General features: G+C 76.3%; 19 protein-coding genes. 9 read left to right on the top strand and 10 right to left on the bottom strand.

Annotated features, from left to right (window positions below; all coding sequences use genetic code 11):
• Positions 1–20 precede the first annotated feature (20 nt).
• Together fabG and ACFUEL_RS03140 are read left to right on the top strand one after the other, a co-directional pair.
• Positions 21–779 (top strand): 3-oxoacyl-ACP reductase FabG, encoded by a 759-nt coding sequence (fabG, locus tag ACFUEL_RS03135; protein WP_380234188.1) that lies wholly within the window; start codon positions 21–23, stop codon positions 777–779.
• Between the two features lie 116 nt (positions 780–895).
• On the top strand, positions 896–1540 hold the full coding sequence (locus ACFUEL_RS03140; protein WP_380234189.1) for a dihydrofolate reductase family protein: 645 nt from the start codon (positions 896–898) through the stop codon (positions 1538–1540).
• A 52-nt stretch (positions 1541–1592) separates the two neighbouring features.
• Here the strand turns inward: ACFUEL_RS03140 and ACFUEL_RS03145 are convergent, their stop codons facing one another.
• On the bottom strand, positions 1593–2354 hold the full coding sequence (locus tag ACFUEL_RS03145) for an SDR family oxidoreductase (RefSeq protein WP_380234190.1): 762 nt from the start codon (positions 2352–2354) through the stop codon (positions 1593–1595).
• 190 nt (positions 2355–2544) lie between these two features.
• On the opposite strand from ACFUEL_RS03145, the gene ACFUEL_RS03150 reads away from it, so the two are divergent.
• On the top strand, positions 2545–3396 hold the full coding sequence (locus tag ACFUEL_RS03150; RefSeq protein WP_380234191.1) for a helix-turn-helix domain-containing protein: 852 nt from the start codon (positions 2545–2547) through the stop codon (positions 3394–3396).
• A gap of 216 nt (positions 3397–3612) precedes the next feature.
• Here the strand turns inward: ACFUEL_RS03150 and ACFUEL_RS03155 are convergent, their stop codons facing one another.
• Positions 3613–3930: a hypothetical protein gene (locus ACFUEL_RS03155; protein WP_380234192.1), complete on the bottom strand. Its 318-nt coding sequence runs from the start codon at positions 3928–3930 to the stop codon at positions 3613–3615.
• A gap of 57 nt (positions 3931–3987) precedes the next feature.
• Here ACFUEL_RS03155 and ACFUEL_RS03160 point away from each other — a divergent pair, with 57 nt between their 5' ends.
• Positions 3988–4368 carry an Imm1 family immunity protein gene (locus ACFUEL_RS03160; protein ID WP_380234193.1) on the top strand — a complete coding sequence of 127 codons (381 nt, stop codon included), beginning with the start codon at positions 3988–3990 and terminating at the stop codon, positions 4366–4368.
• A 31-nt stretch (positions 4369–4399) separates the two neighbouring features.
• Here the strand turns inward: ACFUEL_RS03160 and ACFUEL_RS03165 are convergent, their stop codons facing one another.
• Positions 4400–6733 carry a hypothetical protein gene (locus tag ACFUEL_RS03165; RefSeq protein ID WP_380234194.1) on the bottom strand — a complete coding sequence of 778 codons (2334 nt, stop codon included), beginning with the start codon at positions 6731–6733 and terminating at the stop codon, positions 4400–4402.
• 273 nt (positions 6734–7006) lie between these two features.
• Here ACFUEL_RS03165 and ACFUEL_RS03170 point away from each other — a divergent pair, with 273 nt between their 5' ends.
• The 3 genes from ACFUEL_RS03170 (at position 7007) to ACFUEL_RS03180 (ending at position 9478) form a co-directional block, all read left to right on the top strand.
• Positions 7007–8188, top strand: a complete 1182-nt coding sequence (locus ACFUEL_RS03170; protein ID WP_380234195.1) for a histidine kinase — start codon at positions 7007–7009, stop codon at positions 8186–8188.
• Positions 8176–8823, top strand: coding sequence for a response regulator (locus ACFUEL_RS03175; RefSeq protein ID WP_380234196.1), 648 nt, complete (start codon positions 8176–8178; stop codon positions 8821–8823). The genes ACFUEL_RS03170 and ACFUEL_RS03175 overlap by 13 nt, the downstream gene beginning before the upstream one ends.
• Before the next feature lie 172 nt (positions 8824–8995).
• Positions 8996–9478, top strand: a complete 483-nt coding sequence (locus ACFUEL_RS03180; protein WP_380234197.1) for a DUF3592 domain-containing protein — start codon at positions 8996–8998, stop codon at positions 9476–9478.
• A gap of 68 nt (positions 9479–9546) precedes the next feature.
• On the opposite strand, the gene ACFUEL_RS03185 is transcribed toward ACFUEL_RS03180, so the two are convergent.
• From ACFUEL_RS03185 to ACFUEL_RS03195, 3 genes are all read right to left on the bottom strand, one after another.
• Positions 9547–10788, bottom strand: coding sequence for an MFS transporter (locus tag ACFUEL_RS03185; RefSeq protein WP_380234199.1), 1242 nt, complete (start codon positions 10786–10788; stop codon positions 9547–9549).
• A gap of 178 nt (positions 10789–10966) precedes the next feature.
• Positions 10967–13093 (bottom strand): Ig-like domain repeat protein, encoded by a 2127-nt coding sequence (locus ACFUEL_RS03190; RefSeq protein ID WP_380234200.1) that lies wholly within the window; start codon positions 13091–13093, stop codon positions 10967–10969.
• A 177-nt stretch (positions 13094–13270) separates the two neighbouring features.
• Positions 13271–14284: a MarR family transcriptional regulator gene (locus tag ACFUEL_RS03195; protein WP_380234201.1), complete on the bottom strand. Its 1014-nt coding sequence runs from the start codon at positions 14282–14284 to the stop codon at positions 13271–13273.
• Between the two features lie 56 nt (positions 14285–14340).
• Here ACFUEL_RS03195 and ACFUEL_RS03200 point away from each other — a divergent pair, with 56 nt between their 5' ends.
• Positions 14341–15585: an MFS transporter gene (locus tag ACFUEL_RS03200; protein ID WP_380234202.1), complete on the top strand. Its 1245-nt coding sequence runs from the start codon at positions 14341–14343 to the stop codon at positions 15583–15585.
• A 176-nt stretch (positions 15586–15761) separates the two neighbouring features.
• Here the strand turns inward: ACFUEL_RS03200 and ACFUEL_RS03205 are convergent, their stop codons facing one another.
• Positions 15762–16409: an HD domain-containing protein gene (locus ACFUEL_RS03205; RefSeq protein WP_380234204.1), complete on the bottom strand. Its 648-nt coding sequence runs from the start codon at positions 16407–16409 to the stop codon at positions 15762–15764.
• Positions 16410–16481: 72 nt separating this feature from the next.
• Here ACFUEL_RS03205 and ACFUEL_RS03210 point away from each other — a divergent pair, with 72 nt between their 5' ends.
• Complete coding sequence (locus ACFUEL_RS03210; protein WP_380234205.1) at positions 16482–17435, top strand: GlxA family transcriptional regulator; 954 nt, start codon at positions 16482–16484, stop codon at positions 17433–17435.
• A gap of 9 nt (positions 17436–17444) precedes the next feature.
• Here ACFUEL_RS03210 and ACFUEL_RS03215 read toward each other — a convergent pair whose 3' ends face one another.
• From ACFUEL_RS03215 to ACFUEL_RS03225, 3 genes are all read right to left on the bottom strand, one after another.
• Complete coding sequence (locus tag ACFUEL_RS03215; RefSeq protein ID WP_380234206.1) at positions 17445–18734, bottom strand: amidohydrolase family protein; 1290 nt, start codon at positions 18732–18734, stop codon at positions 17445–17447.
• 82 nt (positions 18735–18816) lie between these two features.
• A complete protein-coding gene (locus tag ACFUEL_RS03220; RefSeq protein WP_380234207.1) occupies positions 18817–19413 on the bottom strand; it encodes a hypothetical protein in 597 nt (198 codons plus the stop codon).
• Between the two features lie 100 nt (positions 19414–19513).
• Positions 19514–20557 (bottom strand): S66 peptidase family protein, encoded by a 1044-nt coding sequence (locus ACFUEL_RS03225; RefSeq protein WP_380234208.1) that lies wholly within the window; start codon positions 20555–20557, stop codon positions 19514–19516.
• Positions 20558–20667 lie beyond the last annotated feature (110 nt).

Genomic DNA, 20667 nt, shown 5'->3' on the forward strand with positions numbered 1-20667 from the left:
ATCAGGAACGGAGTACCACGGTGGGCAGGTTCGACGGCAAGGTGGCGGTGGTGACCGGCGCCGCGCAGGGCATCGGTGCGGCGACGGCGCGGCTGCTGGCCGCGGAGGGCGCGGCGGTCGCCGTGGTCGACCTCACGGCGGAGCGGGCGAAGGGCACCGTCGAGGAGATCCTGGCGGCGGGCGGCACCGCCCGGGCCTACGGGTGCGACGTCGCCGACTACGACGCGGTGGAGGCCGTGTTCGCCGCCGTGGTCGAGGAGTTGGGCGGGGTGCACGTCCTGGTCAACAACGCCGGGATCACCCGCGACAACCTGTTCTTCAAGATGCCCAAGCAGGACTGGGACACCGTCCTGGCGGTCAACCTGACCAGCGCCTACAACTGCGCGCACGTCGCGCAGAAGTACTTCGTGGCGCAGAAGTACGGCAAGATCGTCTCGCTCAGCTCGCGCTCCGCGCTGGGCAACCGCGGCCAGGCCAACTACGCGGCGGCCAAGGCCGGGATCCAGGGCCTCACCGCGACCCTCGCCATCGAACTGGGCCCCTTCAACGTCAACGTCAACGCCGTCGCCCCCGGCTACATCGCCACCTCGATGACCGCCGCGACCGCCGAGCGCGTCGGCGCCACCCCCGAGGAGCACCAGGCCGAGGTCGCCGGCCGCACCCCGCTGCGGCGGGTCGGCCGCCCGGAGGAGGTCGCCGCCGTGGTGGCGTTCCTGGCCAGCGAGGACGCCTCGTACGTCAGCGGCCAGACCCTGTACGTCAACGGCGGCGCCCGCTAGGCCGGGGCGGAACGCCGACACGTGTCGGAGCGGCCGTGCCCGCGGTTGTCAGCACCGGGCCGTAGGCTCGCGGCGACCCGCTCAAAGACCGCGAGCACTTGCCGAAGGTGGACCGCATGGCCAAAGTCCGCGTGCACAACTTCAACATCTCCCTGGACGGCTACAGCGCCGGCGAGACGATCACTCTCGACAAGCCCATCGGGGACGCCGGAAGGCTGTTCGGGTACTTCGACGGGCGGTTCATCCACGGGGTGGACGCCGTGGACGCGCCGATCACCCTCGACCGCGCGCTCACGAGCACCTGGGGCCAGGGGGTCGGGGCCGAGATCATGGGCCGGGGCAAGTTCGGTCCGCAGACCGGCGAGTGGACCGACGACGACTGGCGGGGCTGGTGGGGCGACGAGCCCCCCTTCCGCACGCCCGTGGTGGTGCTCACCCACCACCGCCGCGACCCGGTCTCCTTCGCCAACGGCACGAGCTTCCACTTCCTCGACGCCACGCCGGAGGAGGCACTCGCACACGCCCGGGAGCTCGCCGGCGGCCGGGACGTCCGCATCGGCGGCGGCCCCTCCACCGTCCGGCAGTTCCTGGCGGCCGACCTCGTCGACTTCATGCACCTGGTCACCGTGCCCGTCGTCCTGGGCACCGGGGTGTCGATGTGGGACGGGCTCGCCGAGGTCCAGGACCGCTTCACCGTCGAGTCGGCGACCTCGGCGAGCGGCCTCGTCCACCAGTTCTGGAACCGGACCGGCGCGCGCTAGAACGCGCAGCCGGCCGTGGTCGGACGGCGGCTCCGGTGGGGGCGGGGGGGTGTCAGCGCCGGCGGCCGGGAAGCGTGTCCAGGGCCCGGGAGCGCTGGGCGACGAGCGCGTCGTAGGTGCCGTCGCGCTCGGCCCAGCGGTGCCCGAGGACGCCCCGCACCAGGATCTCGTGCGGGGTGGGGTCCTGGGCGAGCAGGTCCATGACCTCGGTGGCGAAGGCGTCGAGCGGCAGTGCGTGCGGGTTCACCCGTTCCTGGCCCGCCGTGGCGACGGCCGGGGGGACGAGTTCGACGACCCCGACGCCGGTGCCGGCGAGCTGTGCCCGCAGCGCCTCGGAGTACGCGTGCACGGCGGCCTTCGACGCGGCGTAGCCGGGCATCGGCGGGAACGGCAGGAAGGCGATGCCGGAGGTGACGGTGACGAAAGTGCCGGCGCCGCGCCCGATCAGGTGCGGGGTGAAGGCGTCGACGACCCGGACGGTGCCGAGCAGGTTGGTGTCGATCGCCGTCGCCGTCGCCGCGAAGTGCGCGGGGTCGCGCAGGTCCTCCGTGAGCATGACGCCCGCCGCGGTCACCACGGTGTCCAGCCCGGGGTGGCGGGCGAGCACGGCGTCCCGGGCGGAGGCGACGGAGGCGCTGTCGGTGACGTCGACGGCGACGGCGGCGAAGCCCTCCCGCTCCAGTTCGGCGAGCGCCTGCGGGTCGCGGCCGCCGACGGCGACGGTGCTGCCCGCCGCGGCGAACCGCCGGGCGAGCTCCCTCCCGATGCCGGAGGTGCCGCCGACGACGAGGACGGTGCGGTCGGAGAGGTCCACGGGGTCCTCCCTCTCGTTCGGGCGCCGCCGGGGTGCGGTGCGGCGGCGCGGTCGGGTGATGGCTGCCGTCCCCTCCGGAACGGCCCTCCAGCAGTCTCGGCCGGGGCCGCCGGGGGCGGGAGGGCCCCCGTCCTCCCTGGTCCTGACAGGGCCCCCGTTCGGTGCCGCGCACCGCGTTACGGTGGACGGCATGAAGGACGACGGATCCGGCAACCGGCTCGGCGACTACCTGCGGGCCCGGCGCGAGCTGGTCACCCCGGAGCGGGCGGGGCTCCCGCCCGGCGGCACCCGCCGGGTGCCCGGCCTGCGCCGCGAGGAGGTCGCCCTGCTCGCCGGGATCAGCCCCGACTACTACCTGCGCCTGGAGCGGGGCCGCGACAGGAACCCGTCGGCGCAGGTACTGGAGTCCCTCGCGCGCGTCCTGCACCTCGACGAGGTCGAGCGGACGTACCTGCTCGGCCTGGCGGCGGCCCGCCCCCGGGCGCCGCGCCGCGAGCGGCCCGAACACGTCCCGGCCCGGGTGCACCAGCTGCTCGCCCACCTCACCGTCCCCGCGTTCGTCGAGGGGCGGGCGTTCGACGTGCTGGCCGCCAACCCGATCGCCCTCGCGTTCTCCCCCCGGCTGCGCCCCGGGCTGAACCGGCTCCGCTCGCTGTTCCTCGACCCCGAGGAGCGGGCCTTCCACCAGGACTGGGACGGGGCCACCGCCGATTTCGCCGCCGCCCTGCGCACCACCGTCGGGGACGACACGGATGACCCCCGGTTCGTCGAACTCGTCGGCGAACTCGCCCTCGCCAGCGGGCGCTTCCGCACCCTGTGGGCCCGCCACGACGTCCGCGCCCTCGACGGGGGCACCGTCACGGTGCACCACCCCGTCGTCGGCGAACTGCGCCTGCACCGGGACAAGCTCCCCGTCGAGGACGTGATCCTCGTCGTCTACTACCCCGACAAGGACAGCGCGAGCGACGAGAAGCTGCAGCTCCTCGCCGCGCTCTCGACCGACGGACCGGTGGTGGACCGCCCCCTCCCGAAGGCGCCCTGAGCGCGGCGGACAGCACAGCGGACGGGGCGGGGGACGGGGCGGCGGCCGGGCCGGGCCGGTCGGCCCCGGGGCGTTCCTGCTCCGGCTGGAGGACGACGGGGTAGTCGAGCCCGGTGGCGATCTGCACCAGCGCGGTGGCCCGCCGGCCCGTCCAGTCGGTCTCGCGGTCGTAGGTCTCGTGCTCGGCCCAGTCCTCGGCGCGCAGTTGGACGGCGGTCATCCCGGCCGCCGCGGCGCGAACAGCTCGCGCTGGGCGGCGAGTCGGGCCTCGCACGCCTGCAGCAGGGCGGTCCGGTCCGGCGACTCCACCCCGCAGCGCGCCGCGAGTTCGGCGACCGTCTCCCGCAGCCCGCCGAGCCCGCCGACCGACCGCTCCGGCCACGACTCGTCCCAGGCCCGGCGCCACCGCTGCGGCTCGATCCCCAGCGGGGCGGCGCTGCGCGCGGCGTGCTCGTCCCGGACCCGGGACGGGACGGCGGGGGTGAGCGTGCCGAAGAAGTCGAACACCACGGCGTGGAAACGCGAGAATGGCATGCGGCGAAGCGTAGCGCCGCCGGTGGCGCGGCCCGACCCGGAGAGGAACAGCGGCAGATGGGCGAACGGGGCACGGAGGACTGGGAGTTCGCGGACGACGGCACGGCGGCGACCGCCTCCGCCCTGCGCGGACGGCTCGCCGGCGGCCCCGCCGAGCACTGGCTGCACAGCTCCCTGGGGCGGCGACTGGCCGTCGTCTCGAACGGCGAACGGGCCATGGTCGTGCTGCTCGACGGCCCCGGCGACCCGGGCGAGCACGCCACCGATCCGGACGCGGACGCCGAGGAGTGGAGCGACGGGTTCGTCCTCGCCAACGGCCAGGCCGACTCCTACCCGGACCAGGACACCGTCCCGCTGGAACGGGCCGTGGCCGTCGCCGCCCACCTCCTCGCCCACGGCGCCCCTCCCCCGGACGCCCCCTGGTCCGTCGACCGCTGAGCGGCCGGGGCGGGCCCGGTCGGCGGGAGGGTCAGCCCCGGCTGTCGGCGAGCTGGCGCAGGTAGCGTTCCGCGGCGCGGAGCTTGCGGTTGTCGGGGCCGGGGAGGTGGGCGCGCAGTTCGATGATGTCGGGGGCGATCCGGATCGCCTCGGCCGGGTCCTTGACCGCCCGCCAGCACGCCTCGGCGTTGGTGACGGCGCGCTGGGTCTCGGGGTGCTCGGGGCCGTCGGTCTGCAACAGGGTCGCGGCGACCTGCCGGTAGAGCTCGGCGGCGACCGAGGGCCGGCCGCCGACCCGGCAGACGTGCGCCCGGACCTGGCGGACCTGGAGCACCACGGAGGCCCGGGAGCCGTACGCGCCGACGGCCTTCTCCTCCAGGGCGAGGGCGAGCGCGGAGGCGGTGTCGTGGTCCCCGGCCTCGGCGCTGCGGACGATGTCGCCGATCGCCTCCAGGTACTCGCTGGGCGGCGCCTGCCCGGCTTCCGGCTCGGCCCGCTCGGCCCGCTCGGCCACGGCCTTCTCCGCCTGCTCCGCTTCGGGGTTCTTGGCGAGTTCCACGGTCGGGGCGGCGGCCAGCCTGGGCATCAGGGCGGTGGCGGCGAGCGGGTCGTGCCGGGGAACCGGTTCCGGCTCGGGGGCGCGTTCGACGAGCGGTACGGGGGCCGGCTTGTCCAGCGGAACGGTCGCGGCCAACGGGTCGGCCGCGCCCGGGAGTTGCGCGTCCTCGGCCGGCTCGGCAGCCTCGGCGGCCCCGGCGGCCTTGGCGAAGGTCACCGTGGGTGCGGCGGACACGGCGGACACGGCGGGCACGACCTCGGTCTCGGCCTCGCTCTCGGGCTCGGCCTCGGGCCCGGACACCGGCAACGCGGTGGCGCCCTTGCCAAGTTCGACCCGCGGCGGGGTCGGCGCGGGCTTCTCGAGCGGCACCAGCGGCGTGGTCGCGGCAGTGGACGGCGCCGCGACGGACGGCGCCGCGCCGGAGGACGGGGCGTCCGCGGGGACCATCGGCTCGCCCTTGACCAGCGAGACGATCATCTTGCGACGCGGCGGGGTCGCCGGGACGCCCGCCTTGCGCAGCGAAACCAGACCGCGCGGCGCCCAGTTGAGCGCGAGCTTGGGCCGGACGGGCTCCACCCCGGGCACGGTGGCCCCCGGCGCGGCGACCCCGGGCAGGGCGGCACCGGGCGCAGCGGCACCGGACAGGGGTGTGCCGGGCACGGCGGCCGCGCCGGGCAGGGCCCCGGCGGCGGGGCGGGCCGGGGCGGTGGCGGCGGGTTCGCCGCCGCCGATCTGCCGCGCGGTGTTGCGGAAGTAGGGCCGGTCGGCGGGGTGCGAGGCGATCACCACGGTGTCGGCCCGCAGCACCGAGTTGACCTGCTGGTGGACGAGTTCGGGGGTGAGGAACTGGTCGGCGCCGGGGCGGCCCCGGTGCAGGGTCTCGATCAGGCCGCGGGTGAAGGTGCCGAGCTGGTCGGGGTCGTGGTTGACCACGGCCCAGAGCGGGACGCCCTCGGAGAGTTGCTGCCCGGCGGTGGCGGCGAGGGTCGGCCAGACGACCTGGTCGGCGCTCAGGTCGCCGATCACCAGGGTGTCCAACTCGCTTCCGCGGTGCCGCAGTTCGTTGGCGATGGCGGACCAGGGCAGGCTTTCGGAGCTCTTGTGCTCGCGCAGCGTGAGGTAGAGCTGTTCGCCGCGCCGGTCGGTGATCAGGTGGCCGCCGAGGTGGACGAGCAGCGGCCCGGGGTGGCGGGCGGCGGCCCGCAGGTGGGCCAGCACGGTCTGCGGGTCGCTGGCGCCGGGCAGGTGGACGGCGTCGACCTGGTCGGCGGAGAGCAGGACCTGCGGGGCGACTCCGGCCAGCGCGGCGGAGAGCACGGAGGCGTGGGCGCTGCCGCGGCCCCAGCGGCGGCCGCCGCCGTAGCCGCCCTCGATGACCAGGATCCGTCCGCGCAGGCCGCCGCCGATGCCGTGGGCGGCGGGGGGCGGGGCGGCCCCGGCGGCGGCGGGGGGCGGGGCGTCGATGACGGCGGGGAGCGGGAAGGTGCCGGTCCAGCCGGTGCCGCCGGGCGGAGCGGCGGGCGGCGGCGGCGGGAGAACGGTGCCGCCGGCCGGGGTGGGGGTGGGCGGGGCGGCGAGCGCGGCGTCCGGGACGACCAGGTTGATGGAGGTCGCGAACGGGTCGGCGGCGGCCGGGCTTTCGGACGCCTGCTCCGGGGCCGGAAGCTTCGGGACCGGCGGGGCCGGGTTCGTCGGGGCCAGGTCTGTCGGGTTCGGAGCCGTCGGGTTCGGAGCCGTCGGGTTCGGGGGCAGTCCGAACGCCTCCTCCGGATCGGTTTCCGGCCCGCTCCCGGTCGTCGATGCCACGTCAGCCACCGTTCGGTCACCGCCCCCGTCCGTCGCCCGTGCGACGCCGTGCCTGTACACCGTGGTGTCCCCCACCACGCTCCGATCCCGGCCACGATACGTGGTCGGCGGTCGGACCGGCCAGGCCGGGTCCCGAGGGGTTGACGCCCGGTCGGGGCCGGGGCCGGGCGCGTTCCGCACCGCCGGCACCCGTCCGGTGGTGGTGCTGGCTTCACCACCGGTACGGGCATTGGCGTGAATGACCGTTGGTGCACGGGTAGTTATCGTGAGGGCATGCGACTCCCCGTCAAGGTGCGCCGGCGGCTCGGCAGAGTCCGGCGGCACACCGCGTTCCTGGCCGCGGGCATCCCGGTGCAGTCGGCCGGGCTGTTCGCCGCGCTGCTCGTCCTGCCGGTTCCGCTGCTGACCGCCGTGCAGCGCCGCCGCTTCCGGGCCCTGCTCGGGGTCGAGGTCCCGCGCCGCGCGGAGGAGGAGGAGAAGAAGAAGAAGGAGCAGGGGTGGGCGCGGCTCGCGGCCCGGTCGACGTGGCGCCAGGCGGCCTACCACGTCCTGGTCGGCCCGCTGGTGGCGGTGGGCGCCGCGGTCGTGCTGGCAATGCTCCTGCTCGCCCTGGCAGCGTCCACGGTGCTGCTGTGGATGATGCTGCTGCCGTGGCAGTGGCGGGTCGGCCATCCCGGGTACAGCACGCAGGCCGGGTACCTCACCGCCGCCGGCCTGGCCGTGCTGTGGCTCTCGGCCCGGCTCGCCGACGCCCTCACCCGGGCCGACACCGGCGCGGCCATCCGGCTGCTGGGCCCCAGCCGCGCCGAGGAGATGGCGCAGCGGATCGAGGACCTCTCCGAGAGCCGGGCCGGTGTCGTGGACGCGGCCGACCTGGAGCGCCGCCGGATCGAGCGGGACCTGCACGACGGCGCCCAGCAGCGCCTGGTGTCCATGGCGGTGAACCTGGGCCTCGCCAGGGCCACCCTCGGTGACGGCCTGTCGGCCGAGGCGCGCGAGGTGATCGACGCGGCGCACCGGGACGCGAAGGAGGCCATCGCGGAGCTGAACGACCTGGTGCGCGGCCTGCATCCGGCCGTGCTGGAGGACCGCGGCCTGGACGCGGCGCTGTCCGGCATCGCCGCCCGGGTGCCGGTGCCGGTGCGGCTCTCGGTGGACCTGCCGCGCCGGCCCTCCCCGGCGGTGGAGGCGGTGGCGTACTTCGTGGTGTCGGAGGCGTTGGCCAATGTGGTCAAGCACGCGCGGGCCACCCGGGTCGACGTCTCGGTCGGGCAGAGCGGCGGCACACTGCTCCTGGTCGTCACCGACGACGGCGTGGGCGGGGCGGACGAGTCGGGCGGCACCGGGCTGGCCGGGCTGGTCAGACGCGTGGCGTCGGTGGACGGGAGGTTCTCCCTCAGCAGCCCGGTGGGCGGGCCCACCAGCGTCACCGCGGAGTTGCCGTGCGCGCGGTGATCGCCGAGGACTCGGTCCTCCTCCGGGTCGGGCTGGTCAGGGTGCTCGAGATGGCCGGGTACGAGGTGGTGGCCGAGGCGGGCGACGCCGACGGGCTGCTGGCGGCGGTCGAGCGGCACCGTCCGGACATCGCGCTGGTGGACGTCCGGATGCCGCCGCACTTCGCCGCCGAGGGGGTCCAGGCCGCGCTGCTGATCCGGCACCGGTGGCCCGGGACGGCCGTCCTGCTGCTGTCCCAGTACGTCGAGGAGCGGTACGCGGCCGACCTGCTCTCCGGCGACACGGCCGGGGTCGGGTACCTGCTCAAGCACCGGGTCGCCGACGTCGAGGAGTTCGTCGAGGCGCTGCACCGAGTGGCGGCCGGCGGCACCGTGCTCGACCCGCAGGTGGTGTCCCAACTGCTGGTCCGCCGCCGGAGCGTGCCGCTCGACCGGCTGACCGCCCGCGAGCGCGAGGTGCTGGAGCTGATGGCCGGCGGCCGGTCGAACGCCGGCATCGCCGAGCGGTTGGCGGTGACCGAGAGCACGGTCGCCAAGCACATCAACAACATCCTCGCCAAGCTCGACCTGCCCGAGGCCGAGGCCGACCACCGCCGCGTGCTGGCGGTGCTGCGCTTCCTGGGCATCGGGGAGTGACCGGCGGGGCGTCCCGGCGGCGGCGTTCGTCCCGACCGGGTCGCCGCCGCGTCACGGGGTCGTCCCGGCTGCCGGAACTCCCTTGGCCCCGACGGGCGCCGCGGGCACACTTGTGCGACTCCGGTGCTCATCCGACCGCCCGGGAACCGAACGGAACGAGGGAAGACGCCCCATGGCCGACACGGCGATGCTGGTGGCAGGACTGATCACCGGCCCGGCGGGGCTCGCCGTCCTGGGCGCCGGGATCCCCGGCGCGCTGCTCCGCGGCCGGCGCTGGGCCTCCGAGGGGCGCACCGCGAAGGCGCGCTGCCTGGAGACGTACGTGAAGAACCACCGGCACGAGGACCACTCGTCCTCGTCCCGCTGGGCGATCCTCGAGTACCGCACGCCCGACGGCGTCGCGCACCGCTCCCACGTCATGGCCCGCGACCTGGTCGTGGGCGACGAACTGACGATCCGCCACCGGCCCCGGAACCCGAAGAAGACGGTGCGCGAGGACGAGTCCGTGGGGACGGCCGCCCTGGTGGTGGTCTGCGTGGTCTTCGGGATCGCCCTGCTCACGGCGGCCGCCATCACCCTGAACATCGGCCTGCGGCCCGACCCGGTGGACGCGGACCCGTGGGGGCAGCCCGGCGGCTACCACTTCTCGGGCTGACGCCCAACGCCCTTCCCGCCGGCGGCGGTTGCGCGCGAACAGCAGCACCCCGACACCAGCCGGCACGCTCAGCGCCGTCCCCGCTCTCCGGCCGCCGGATCGGGCGGCCCGACCCGGTGGCCGTACCCGCGCACGACGGCGGCGGCCAGGAGGGCGACGGCGCCCCCGAGCACCAGCACGGTGGCGGGCGAGGAGCGGTCCACCACGAGGCCGCCGGTCAGGGCGCCGATCGACAGGGTCGCCTGGAAGGAGGAGGTGAACAGCACGCCCGCCGCCTCCGGGGCGTGCGGGGCCGCGGCCAGGAACCAGTTCAGGGAGCACACCGGCACGGCACCGTACGCCGCGCCCCACAGCACCAGCAGGACGGCGGCGCCCGGGCCACCGGTGCCGAGCAGCGGCATCAGCAGGGTCGCGGCGGCGAGCAGCAGCACGGCCGTGCCGAAGACCGGCCGCAGGGCGCCCGCCGCGCGGCCTCCGGCGAGCGCGTTGCCGAGCAGCCCGGCGGCGCCGTACCCCAGCAGCAGGCCGGTGACCAGGCCGGGCCCGGCGTGCGCGCTGGTCTCCAGGAACGGGGTGACGTAGGTGTAGCTGCCGAAGTGGGCCAGCACGACCAGGAAGGTCGCGGCGAGGCCGCTGCGGGTGCCCCGCCCGGCGAGCAGGCCGCGCAGCACGCCGAGGTCGGTGACGGCCAGCGGGGGCAGCGGCGGGAGCGAGAGCAGCACGGCGGCCAGGGTCAGCACGGTCAGCGCGGCCGCCACCAGGAAGGCGGCCCGCCAGCCCGCGAGCGAAGCGAGGAACACGCCCGCCGGTACGCCGAGGACCGAGCCGAGCGGAACGGCGGTGAAGAACACGGTGGTGGCCCGGCCCTGCCGGTGTGCCGGGACGAGCCGGGCGGCGAGCCCCGAGCCGACCGACCAGAACGCCCCGATGACCAGGCCGAGGGCGACCCGCGCGGCCAGCACCGCCCAGTAGGCGGGGGCGAGGGCGTTGAGAAGGTCCGCCAGGGTCAGGAGCAGCAGCAGGGCGCACAGCACGGTCCGCCGGTCGGCGCTCCTGGTCGCGACCGTCACCGCCGGTGCGGCGACCGCGGCAACCAGGCCCGGGAGGGTCATCATCAGCCCCGCGGTGCCGTCGGAGATCCGGAAGGTGGCGCCGATCGGGGTGAGCAGGCCGATCGGCAGGATCTCGGTGGTGACGAGGGAGAACACGCCCGTGGTGACGGCCAGCACGGCGGGCCAGCCTCCTTGCCCCAGCCGTCGGCCGGGACGGCCGTAGGGGGCGGCGGGTGGGCGGTGGGTGGTGGCGGCCATGCCGGAGGTCCTGTCCGTGGGCGGTGGGGTGTTCCTGGCCAGTCCACCAGCCGGACGGGGGGCGGGCTGGCGCGAATCGGACCTCAACGTCCCACCCCACGGCCCGCAGACCCGTCAACCCGTCAGTCCGTCACTCCGTCAGTCCGTCAGTCCGTCAGTCCGCCGACCCCTCGGGCCGTCAACGCCCCTCCCGCCGACGGCGGTTGCGGGCGAACACCAGCACCCCGACACCAGCCAGCACGCTCAGCGCCGTCCCCGCGGCGACCGTACCGACGCCGCCCGCCCCGGTCGACGGCAGCCGCCCGCCGTGGTGGTGCGGCCGGGGCCGGTCGGTCGGCACGGGGTGCGGCGTGGGGCTGGGTGTCGGCGTGGGCGCGGGGCTCGGCGTGGGCTCCGGCAACGGGCTCGGCGACGGCGACGGCGACGGCGACGGGCTCGGGCTCGGGCTCGGCGACGGGGTGACCACCTCGATCGGGACGTCCGGGCTGCGCGAGGCCCGCCACTCGCGTCCGGCCGGGGCGTACTCGGCGCGCAGCACGTGGGTGCCCGCCGTCGGGTGCGGGTACGTCAGGACGGCGCGCCCGTCCGCGTCCAGGGTCGCGGTGCCGACGGCAGTGCCGTCCACGTACAGGGTGACGGTGCCGGGCGGGGTGCCCGCGGCCGGGTCCTCGGCGGTGACGTGGATGTCGACGGGCAGGTCGACGCCCTCCTCGGGGGTGTCGCGCGGGGCGAGGGCGGTGGCGGTCTCGGCGACCCACTGGGCGTAGACGGTGCGGTCGGCGCTCAGCGGGGTGTCGGGGCCGATCTCGACGGCCTGGCCGCTGCCGTCGGCGGCGGTGTTCCAGCCCTGGAACGCGAAGCCCGCCCGGGTCGGCGGGGCCGGGACGGTGCGGGCCCCGGCGGCGAAGGAGGTGGCGAACACCCGGACGGCCTCGGTGGGCGTGCCGCCGTTGGCGTCGAAGGTGATCAGGAAGTTGTTCGGCTTCACGCCCAGTTGCTGCCACTGGACGCCCGCGGTGGGCAGTTGGATCGCCCCGTTGTTGACGACCAGCCCGTTGCTCGCGCCGCCGCTGAGCAGCGAGCCGTCGCCGGTGACGGTCACGCCCGCGGGGACGCGCAGCGCGGCGCCGCCCGGAACGATCAGCTTGGCGGGGGCGTGGACGGCCAGTGAGCCGAACCCGGTGGCGGAGTTGCCCTGGCCGACGGCGGAGGAGGTGTACGCGGCCCGGTTGACGGCGGTGACGGTGCCGCCGTCCAGGACGACCGTGCCGCCGGTGCCCTGGTTGCCGCCGCCGATGCCCGCGCCGGTGCCGACCGCGGTCGCGGTGACCACGGGGGCGTCCCGGACGGTGAGCGAGCCGCCCGCGCCGCCGGAGCCGCCGCCGATGCCCGCGGCGTTGGTGGCGCCGGTGGCGGAGACGCGCGCGGTGCCGGCGATCAGGACGGTGCCGCCGTTGCCGCCGACCGGCGGGGTGGTGCGTTTGGCCTGGCCGCCGCCGATGCCCGCGCCGCGCCCGGTGCTGGTGGCGGTGACGGTGGCCGCGCCGTCGATGGTGACCTGGCCGCCGTCGCCGCCGTAGTAGCCGCCGCCGATGCCCGCGCCGCCGTCGCTGGTGGCGGTGACGGTGGCGCGGTCGGTGATCCGGATGGTGCCGCCGGGGCTGTAGTCGCCGCCGCCGATGCCCGCGCCGTCGGTGGCCTCGGCGGTGACGACGGCGTTGCCGGAGATGGTGGTGCTGCCGCCGCTGCCCCGGTCTCCACCGCCGATGGCGGCCCCGAACTGGCCCGCGACGGCGGTGACGTGGGCGTCACCGGTGATGGTGACGGTGCCGCCCTCGGGGTGGCCCGCGTCGCCGCCGATGCCGGCCGCGGCGTTGCGCTCGGCGGAGGCGTGGACGTTCGCCCGGCCTTGGACGAGCAGCGTGGCGCCGCCCACGGCGATGCCCGCGCCCTCGGTGTCCGGGGCGGCGGCGGTGAGCATGCCGGGGGCGGCGGTGGTGTCGGTGAGGGTGAGGGTGCTGCCGGCGCCGAGCACGATGCCGGCGGTGTCGAGGTCGTGGCCGTTCAGGTCGAGGGTGAGCGCTGCCCCGTCGGCGAGCCGCAGGCCGGCGGCGGCGCCCTGGGCCAGGTCGGCGTCCAGTTCGGCGTGCCCGCCGACGCCCGCCGGGTTCGCGAACGCGCCGCTGAGCGCCGCCCAACTGCCGACCCCCGCCGCGGACGCGGGCTGCGGGAGCACGCTCCAGGTGGCGGCGACGGCGGCGGCCACCACCAGGGCGGTCCTGCTCGGACTGGTGGAGTTGCGCATGCCCCAGCGTAGGCGGATGATGACCCTCCGCTTATGGACGGCCGGAGCCGACGGCGTGTCACCCCGACCCCCGGCACGTCGCGCACCGGCCCTCCTGCCGGCCGGTCCGCCCCAGCGTCCGACCGCCCCAGCGCCCGACCACCCTGTGCCCGTTCGCCTCGGCGTCAGACCGCCCCGTCAGGGGTGGCCGTTCCCCGTGCGGAGGGCGGCGCCGAGCGGGGTGGGGCGGTAGTGGACGTGCCGGCCGTGGCGGGTGCGCTCCAGCAGGGCGGCGGCGTGCAGGGCGGCTAGGTGGCGGCTGACGGCGGCGGGGGTGACGGCGAGGCGCTGGGCGAGTTCGGTGGTGGTGGCGGGGCCGTCGTCGGCGAGCATCACCAGCAGCCGGGCCCGGGAGGCGCCGAGCAGGGCGGCCAGGGCGTGCGGGGCGGGCGGCGGCGGGCGTTCGGCGAGGGTGGCCAGGCCGCGGGTGGCGTAGACGATGTGCGGCGGGGCGTCCCGGTCGAGCATGGTGGAGACGCCGTCGGCGAAGCAGCTGGGGGTGAGCAGCAGGCGGCGGCCGTCGACCGGGATCTCGTCGGGGGTGGACGGCCAGGGGCCGCCGCGGCGGATGGTGAGGGTGTCGTCGGCCCAGGAGAGCCGTTCGCTGATGCCGCGGAACAGGGCGTCCGCGCCGCCCTCGGCGAGGGTGCGGGCGCGGTGCGCGAGGTCGGCGGCCAGCACGGTGCGGGCCCGGGGCCACCAGTGCGGGAGCAGGCAGGCGTGCCAGTACGCCTCCAGGGCGCCGGCGAGTTCGGCGAGCAGCCGCTCGGGGTGGCGCAGGCCGTCGGCGAGGACGGGCGGGACGGGCTCGCCGAGCGGGTGGAAGGTCTGCTCGATGCCGGGGCGCAGCCGGGCCGGGTCGGTGGCGCGCAGTGCGGCGAGTTCCTCGCGCAGGGCGGGGGCGGGGACGGCGGGGCGCGGGGTGAGGAAGTCGGGCACCCAGTAGCGGCGGCGGGCGACCAGCGAGAGCAGCAGCGGGCGGGCCGGCAGTTGCTCGAACCCGGGGCGCACCGCCTCGAACGCGGGGCGCAGCGCGGGGAAGCGGCGGGCGTGGTGGGTCCACATCCGCAGGCTGAGCACGGCCTCCTGGAGCGGCGAGTACGCGAAGGAGGTGGCGGCGAGGTCGGCGAGGCGGAGCCGGAAGCGGATCATTGACCGCCAGGGTAAATCCATTCCGGCGCCGGGCGGCGCCGGGTGTGCTGGGCGGCATGAACGTGAGCACCGCCTCCCCGCCCCTGGTCCGCCCGCCGTCCGCCTCCCCCGTGGTGCGCCGCCTGGCGGCGCTGCTGCTGGTCAACGCCGTCGGCAACGGCCTGTTCCTGACCGTGGGGACGCTCTGGTTCACCCGCGGCTTGGGCTTCTCGGCGGGGGTGGTGGGCGCGGCGCTGACGGCGGCGGGCCTGTGCGGGGTGCCGGCGGCGCTGCCGGTGGGGCGGCTGTGCGACCGGCTGGGCGCGAAGCCGGTGCTGGCGGTGGTGCACGTGGTGCAGGCGGGGGCAACGGCGGTGTTCGCGTTCACCTCCTCGCTGTGGCCGTTCGTCCTGCTGGTGTGCGTGACCGGCGCGGCCTCCCGGGCCAACGGGGTGGCCCGCTCCACCCTGTACGCGCACGCGCTGCCCGCCGGGGCCCGGACCGGGGCGCTGGCCGTGCTGCGGGCGCTCAACAACGTCGGCATCGGGGCGGGCGCGGCGCTCGGCTCCCTGGTGCTGGCGCACGGCGGACGGGGCGCGCTGCGGACGGCCGTCTGCGCGAGCGCGGCCGCGTACCTGCTGGCACTGCTGCCGCTGCGGGCCGTGCCGGCGGGCGCCGCACCCGCGCCGGGCGCGGCCCCGGCGGTGGCGGCGCGCCCGCTGCGGGACCTGCCCTTCGTGGGGGTGGCGGTGCTGAACGCGGTGGTGAACACGCTGTACGTGGTGCTGGAGGTCGGCCTGCCGCTGTGGACGCTCGGCCACACCGCGGCCCGTCCGGCGGTGACCGGCTGGCTGCTGCTCACCAACACCGTGCTGGTCGCACTGCTCCAGGTGCTCGCGGTCCGCCGGGTTTCCGAACTCGCGGGCGCGGCAAGGTCGTTCCGACTCAGCGGCCTGCTGGTGGGCGCGGCCTGCCTGACCGCGCCGGGCGCCGCCGGACGGACGCCGGGGGTGGCGGTGGCGGTCCTGCTGGGGGCGGTGGTGCTGCTGACCGCCGGCGAGGTGCTGTCCCAGGCGGGCAGTTGGGCCCTCGGGTACGGCCTGGCCCCCGAACACGCCCACGGCGCCTACCAGGGCGTCCTGCACACCGGCGTCGCCCTCGGCCAGGCCCTCGCCCCCGCCGCCCTCACCGCCCTCGTCCTCCCGCACGGCACCACCGGCTGGACCGCCCTCGCCGCCGTCTTCGCCTGCGCGGCCCTCACCCTCCCCCCGGTGGCCCGCCGCGCTGCGCACCGCAACGCGGCTTCCAGCCGGGCGAGTTGAGCGAAAGCACCGCCACCGGAGTCCTTCAACATCCCGCCGACGCCCCCGACTCCGGCCCCGATCAACTCCCCCAACGCCCCGCCGCCGTCCCCGACTCCAGCCCCGTCACCCCCGACTCCCCACGCTCACGCGCCAGTTCGCCCGCCCTTCACCCCCGAACCCAATGCCGGCCCCGATCAACTCCCCCAACGCCCCGCCGCCGTCCCCAGCTCCAGCCCCGTCACCCCCGACTCCCCACGCTCACGCGCCAGTTCGCCCGCCAGGGTGTAGCGGGGGGCGGCCTGTGGGGAACGGGCGGCGTGGGTGGTGATGGCGTCGACGAGGGCGGTGGTCATGTCGAGGCGGGGGTGGTCGCGGTGGACGGCTTCGCCGTGGGCGTCGGTGAGGTGGGCGGTGTCGATGCCGAAGTCGGCGGTGACGCCGCGGCGGGTGAGGCGGGCGAGGGGGCCGCGGCGGTCGGGGATCTGGGCGGAGGAGTGCAGGGCGATGGCCTCCCACACCTGGTCGACGGCGTCGGCGGGGTAGCCGTGCCGGGTGAGGAACTCGGCGGCGAGGTCGGCGCCCTCGAGTTCGAAGCGGGCCTGTCCGGGGGCCTGCGGGGAGGTGCCGAGGTCGTGCAGGAGGCAGGCGTGGAAGAGCAGGTCGTCGTCGTAGTCGGTGCCGGGCGTCAGCTGCTCGTGGTCGGCGAGGAGCCGGGCGAACAGGTAGCTGCGGACGCTGTGGTGGGCGACGGGCGGGCTGACGGCGGCCCGCAGGAGGTCGAGGGCGGCGGTGGCGACGGGGCCGGCGGGCAGGGCGGGGACCAGGGGCGTCGGTGTGTTCATGGCCCCGACCGTACGGCGGCCGGGCGCAGGCCCGGCAGTGGCACGGGTGCCGTCGGCCGATAGGATCGTGCCATGGAGTCCGTGTCGCGGCCGCACCGGGTGGTGGTACTGGTCCTGCCGGGCGTACTGCCGCTGGACGTGGGCATTCCCCTTCAGGTGTTCGGGAGTTGGCCGGAGGCGCCGTACGCGCTGGCGGTGTGCGCGGCCCGGCCGGGCCGGGTGCCGGTGCACGGCGGGCCGGAGCTGTACGTGCCGGACGGCCTGGAGGTGCTGGGGTCGGCGGACACGGTGGTGGTGCCGGGGTGCGCCGAGCTGTCGCCGCCGTCGCCGGAGGTGGTGGCGGCGCTGCGGGCGGCGGCCGGCCGGGGTGCGCGGATGGTGTCGATCTGCACGGGGGCGTTCGTGCTGGCGGCGGCCGGTCTGCTGGACGGGCTGCGGGCGACCACGCACTGGCAGCACGCGGCGGAGTTGGCGGCGGCGTACCCGCGGGTGGCGGTGGATCCGAAGGTGCTGTACGTGGACGAGGGCGCGGTGCTGACCTCGGCGGGCGTCGCGGCGGGGCTGGACCTGTGCCTGCACCTGGTGCGCCGCGACCACGGGGCGCGGGTGGCCAACCAGCGGGCCCGGACGCTGGTGGCGGCCCCGCAGCGGGAGGGCGGGCAGGCCCAGTACATCGACCTGCCGCCGTCCGCCGCGCCCGGCGCGGGCCTGGCCCGGCTGCACGAGTGGGTCCTCGAGCACCTCCATCTCCCGCTCTCCGTCGATGAGTTGGCCCGCCGGGCGGGGGTGTCGCGGCGCACCCTGATCCGCCGGTTCCACGCGGGGACGGGGCTGCCGCCGATGCGCTGGCTGCTGGAGGCGCGGCTGGCCAGGGCCCGGGAGCTGCTGGAGTCGACGGACCTGACGGTGGAGGCGGTGGCGCGCCGCTGCGGGCTGGGCACGCCGGGGAACGTCCGGGCGCTGTTCCGCGAGCACGTGGGCGTCGCGCCGAGCACCTACCGGGCGACGTTCCGCCCGCCGTCCTGAACTTCCCCCTCACCCCAGCGTGTTCTTGTGCACCGTCCCGCCCTTGACGATGAGCCGCAGGTTGCGGCCGGGGTCGCCGAGGACGGCGAGGTCGGTGGTGGGGGCGCCGTCGACGACCAGCAGGTCGGCCCAGGCGCCGGGGACGAGGACGCCGAGCGGGGCGTCGCGGTAGGGGTCGCGGCGGCCGGCGAGGCGGAAGAGTTCGGCGTTGCCGGAGGTGGCGAGTCTGAGCGCGGCGACGGGGTCGAGGTAGCTGCCGAGGCGGACCAGCATCTCGTTCTGCCGGTGGGCGAGGGAGGGTTCGAGCAGCAGGTCGGTGCCGAAGGCGAGCCGGACGCCGTGCTTGAGCGCCCAGCGGAAGGTGTCGGCGACGCCGCCGCAGACCTGGCGGTTCTTGGCCCGGCTGTCGGCGCTGTCGAAGTGGTGGTCGTCCTCGGCGAAGGGCTGGGTGCTGAGCCGGACGCCGCGTTCGCCGAGCAGCCGGATCGTGGCCTCGTCGGCGAGGTGGCCGTGCTCGATGCAGCGCACGCCCGCGTCGACGGCACGCCGCACGCCCTCGGCGGTGTAGACGTGCACGGTGACGTAGGTGCCCCAGTCGGCGGCGGCCCGGACGGCGGCCTCCAGTTCGGCGGGCGTGAACTGCAGGACGTCCAGCGGGTCGTAGCCGGAGGCGGCGCCGCCGCCCGCCATCAGCTTGATCTGGGTGGCGCCGCGCTTGAGCTGCTCGCGCACCGCGGCGAGGACGCGTTCGGGCCCGTCGGCGATCCGCATCAGGCCGAGCTGCTCGGCCCGGGACGGCGGGCCGCCGAGCGCGGTGGGCGGGTCGTAGACCGGGCCGAAGTCGCCGTGCCCGGAGGTCTGCGAGAGCGCGGCCTGGCTGGGGTGGATCCGCGGGCCGGGGAACAGCCCGGCGTCCAGGACGCGGCGCAGCGGGTCGGTGTCGCCCGCCAGGTCGCGGACGGTGGTGAAGCCGCGCAGCAGCATCGCCCTGGCGGAGGCCGGCGCCTGGTAGTACACCGCTCCGGTGGGGGCGAGTTGGAGCCCGGCCGCCGTCCCGCCGATCAGCATCAGGTGGACGTGGGCGTCGGTGAGGCCGGGCATCAGGGTGCGGCCGCCGCCGTCGATCACCGTCCCGGCGGTCCCGGCCGCGGGCGCCGGGTGCCCGAGCACGACCTCGGCGATCCGGTCGCCCTCGGTGCGGACGTACCCGGGCACCGCCTCGTCCCCGATCCCGTCGAAGACCCGCACGTTGGTGATCAGCAGCCCGCCCGGAGCGGCGGTGGACGCGTCAGGAGCCATGGACCCCGTGCTCGTCCGCCCGCCGAGCCCGCGCCCGCCCGTTCGGCCGGACGTGGGCGCGCCGCACGGGGGTTCGGGGCGTTCAGTGCAGTCCGCGGCGCTCGCGTTCGGCGGCGAGCAGTTCCTCCATGAGCTTCTCCGGGTCCACCCGGTACTCGGTGTCGTCGAGCGCGTCGTACTCCCGGGTCTCCAACGGCAGGCCGAGTTCGGCGAGCCGGGCGGCCAGCCGGGCGAACGCGATCGGCTGGTCCGGCTCGTCCTCGAGGGCCGCGCGATCGGCCGCGGCGGCTTCGGCCAGGGTGCGGCCGCTGGGGCGCCAGTAGCTGAACTCGGTGTCCAGCTCGATCGGGCGCCAGCCGCGGTCGGCGGGCTCGTCGGGGTGCAGCCAGTAGCCGAACCAGCCGTTGCCGCCCTCCGCGACCAGTTTGACGTGCTCGGCCATCGCCGCGGCCGCGGCGTTGACGCACTGCATCTCCGGGTCGGCGAGTTCGGCCGCGCTCAGGTAGTCGGTGTCCAGCAGCGGGTGGGGTGCCCCGGCCTCGAAGAGTTCCAGGTGCAGGAGCCGGGCGAGGTCGTCCCGCCCCTCCCACTGCTCGATCAGCAGCGTCCGCAGGTCGTCGGGCACCGGACGGCCGTCCAGCCGCTCGCGGGAGAACTCGGCGAGCTGTTCCTCGTACATGCGTCTCGGCTCCGGGGTGCGGGTGGGTGGTTCGACCGACAAGGTACCGGCGGCGTCCGACAGCGGGCCTCCGGCGTCCGGCGGCGGCGTCCGGGGGCGGTCAGTAGGTGACGGTGATCCGGCGGGCCGGGCCGTCGACGCGGACGCGGCCGCCGTAGGGGATGACCAGTTGCGGTTCGGTGTGGCCGAGGTCGACGTCGAAGACGGCCATCGCGTCGGGGGCGTAGGCGTCCAGGGCGCGCAGGACGGCGGCGCGCTGCTCGGCGCGGTAGCGGGCACGGCCCTCGGCGTCGTTCGGCTGCTCGAAGGTCCAGGCCATGGCGCGGCCGACCAGGACGGCGGGGAACTGCCGGAGCAGGCCGCGTTCGCCGAGGTTGCGGAGCATCCGGAACACCTCGGTGGCGCTGGGCAGTTCCTCGGAGGTCTCGAGGAACAGCACGTCCCCGGCGTGCTCCTCGACGGGGCGCAGCCGGTCGGCGGCGGCCATCCAGTGCAGGATCTCCAGGTTGCCGCCCCAGCAGGTGCCCTCGACGACCCGGTCGGGGCGGTGCCAGTGCCAGCCGGTGGCGGGTTCGGCGGCGGGTTCGCGTTCGAAGGTGGCCGGGTCCTCCCAGCGGCCCAGGACGGTGCTGCTGTCGGCGGCCTCGGTGAGTTCGTACGGGCCGCCGTCGAAGAGCGCGGCGCGCAGCGAGGCGTCGGTGAGCGGGTGGACGGCGTGCGGGCGGCCGAGCTGGGTCATCAGGGCGGCGCCGTGGTAGGCGACGATGCCCTGGCGGTGCAGGAAGTCGAGCAGGTTGGTGTTGTCGCTGTAGCCGAAGAAGGGCTTGGGGTTGGCCCGGATCAGCTCGGCGTCGAGGTGCGGGATCACGGTGATCTGGTCGTCGCCGCCGAGGGTGGCCATCACGGCGGTGACGGTCGGGTCGGCAAAGGCGGCGTGCAGGTCGGCGGCGCGCTCGGCGGGGGTGGCGTCGAGCTTGCGGGTGGTCGGGTACTCGACCGGTTCGAGGCCGTACTCCTCGCGCAGGCGGCGCAGCCCGAGCTCGTGCGGGAGCGGGAAGGCGCCCGGTCCGGCGAAGCCGGGTGAGACGATCGCGATCCGGTCGCCGGGGCGGGGCTTGGGCGGGTACGTGGGGTGGGCCGTCATGCCGGGATGCTAGCGCCGCGTCAGGCAACCTTCGCCCGTCGCGACGCCCGGCACGCCCTCTCGCCGCACCGGCCGAAAACCCAAGTACACCCAGTACGAGGGCTTCCGGC

Origin of the sequence: Kitasatospora sp. NPDC057198 (genome assembly GCF_042670125.1) — a bacterium.
Lineage (GTDB): Bacteria > Actinomycetota > Actinomycetes > Streptomycetales > Streptomycetaceae > Kitasatospora.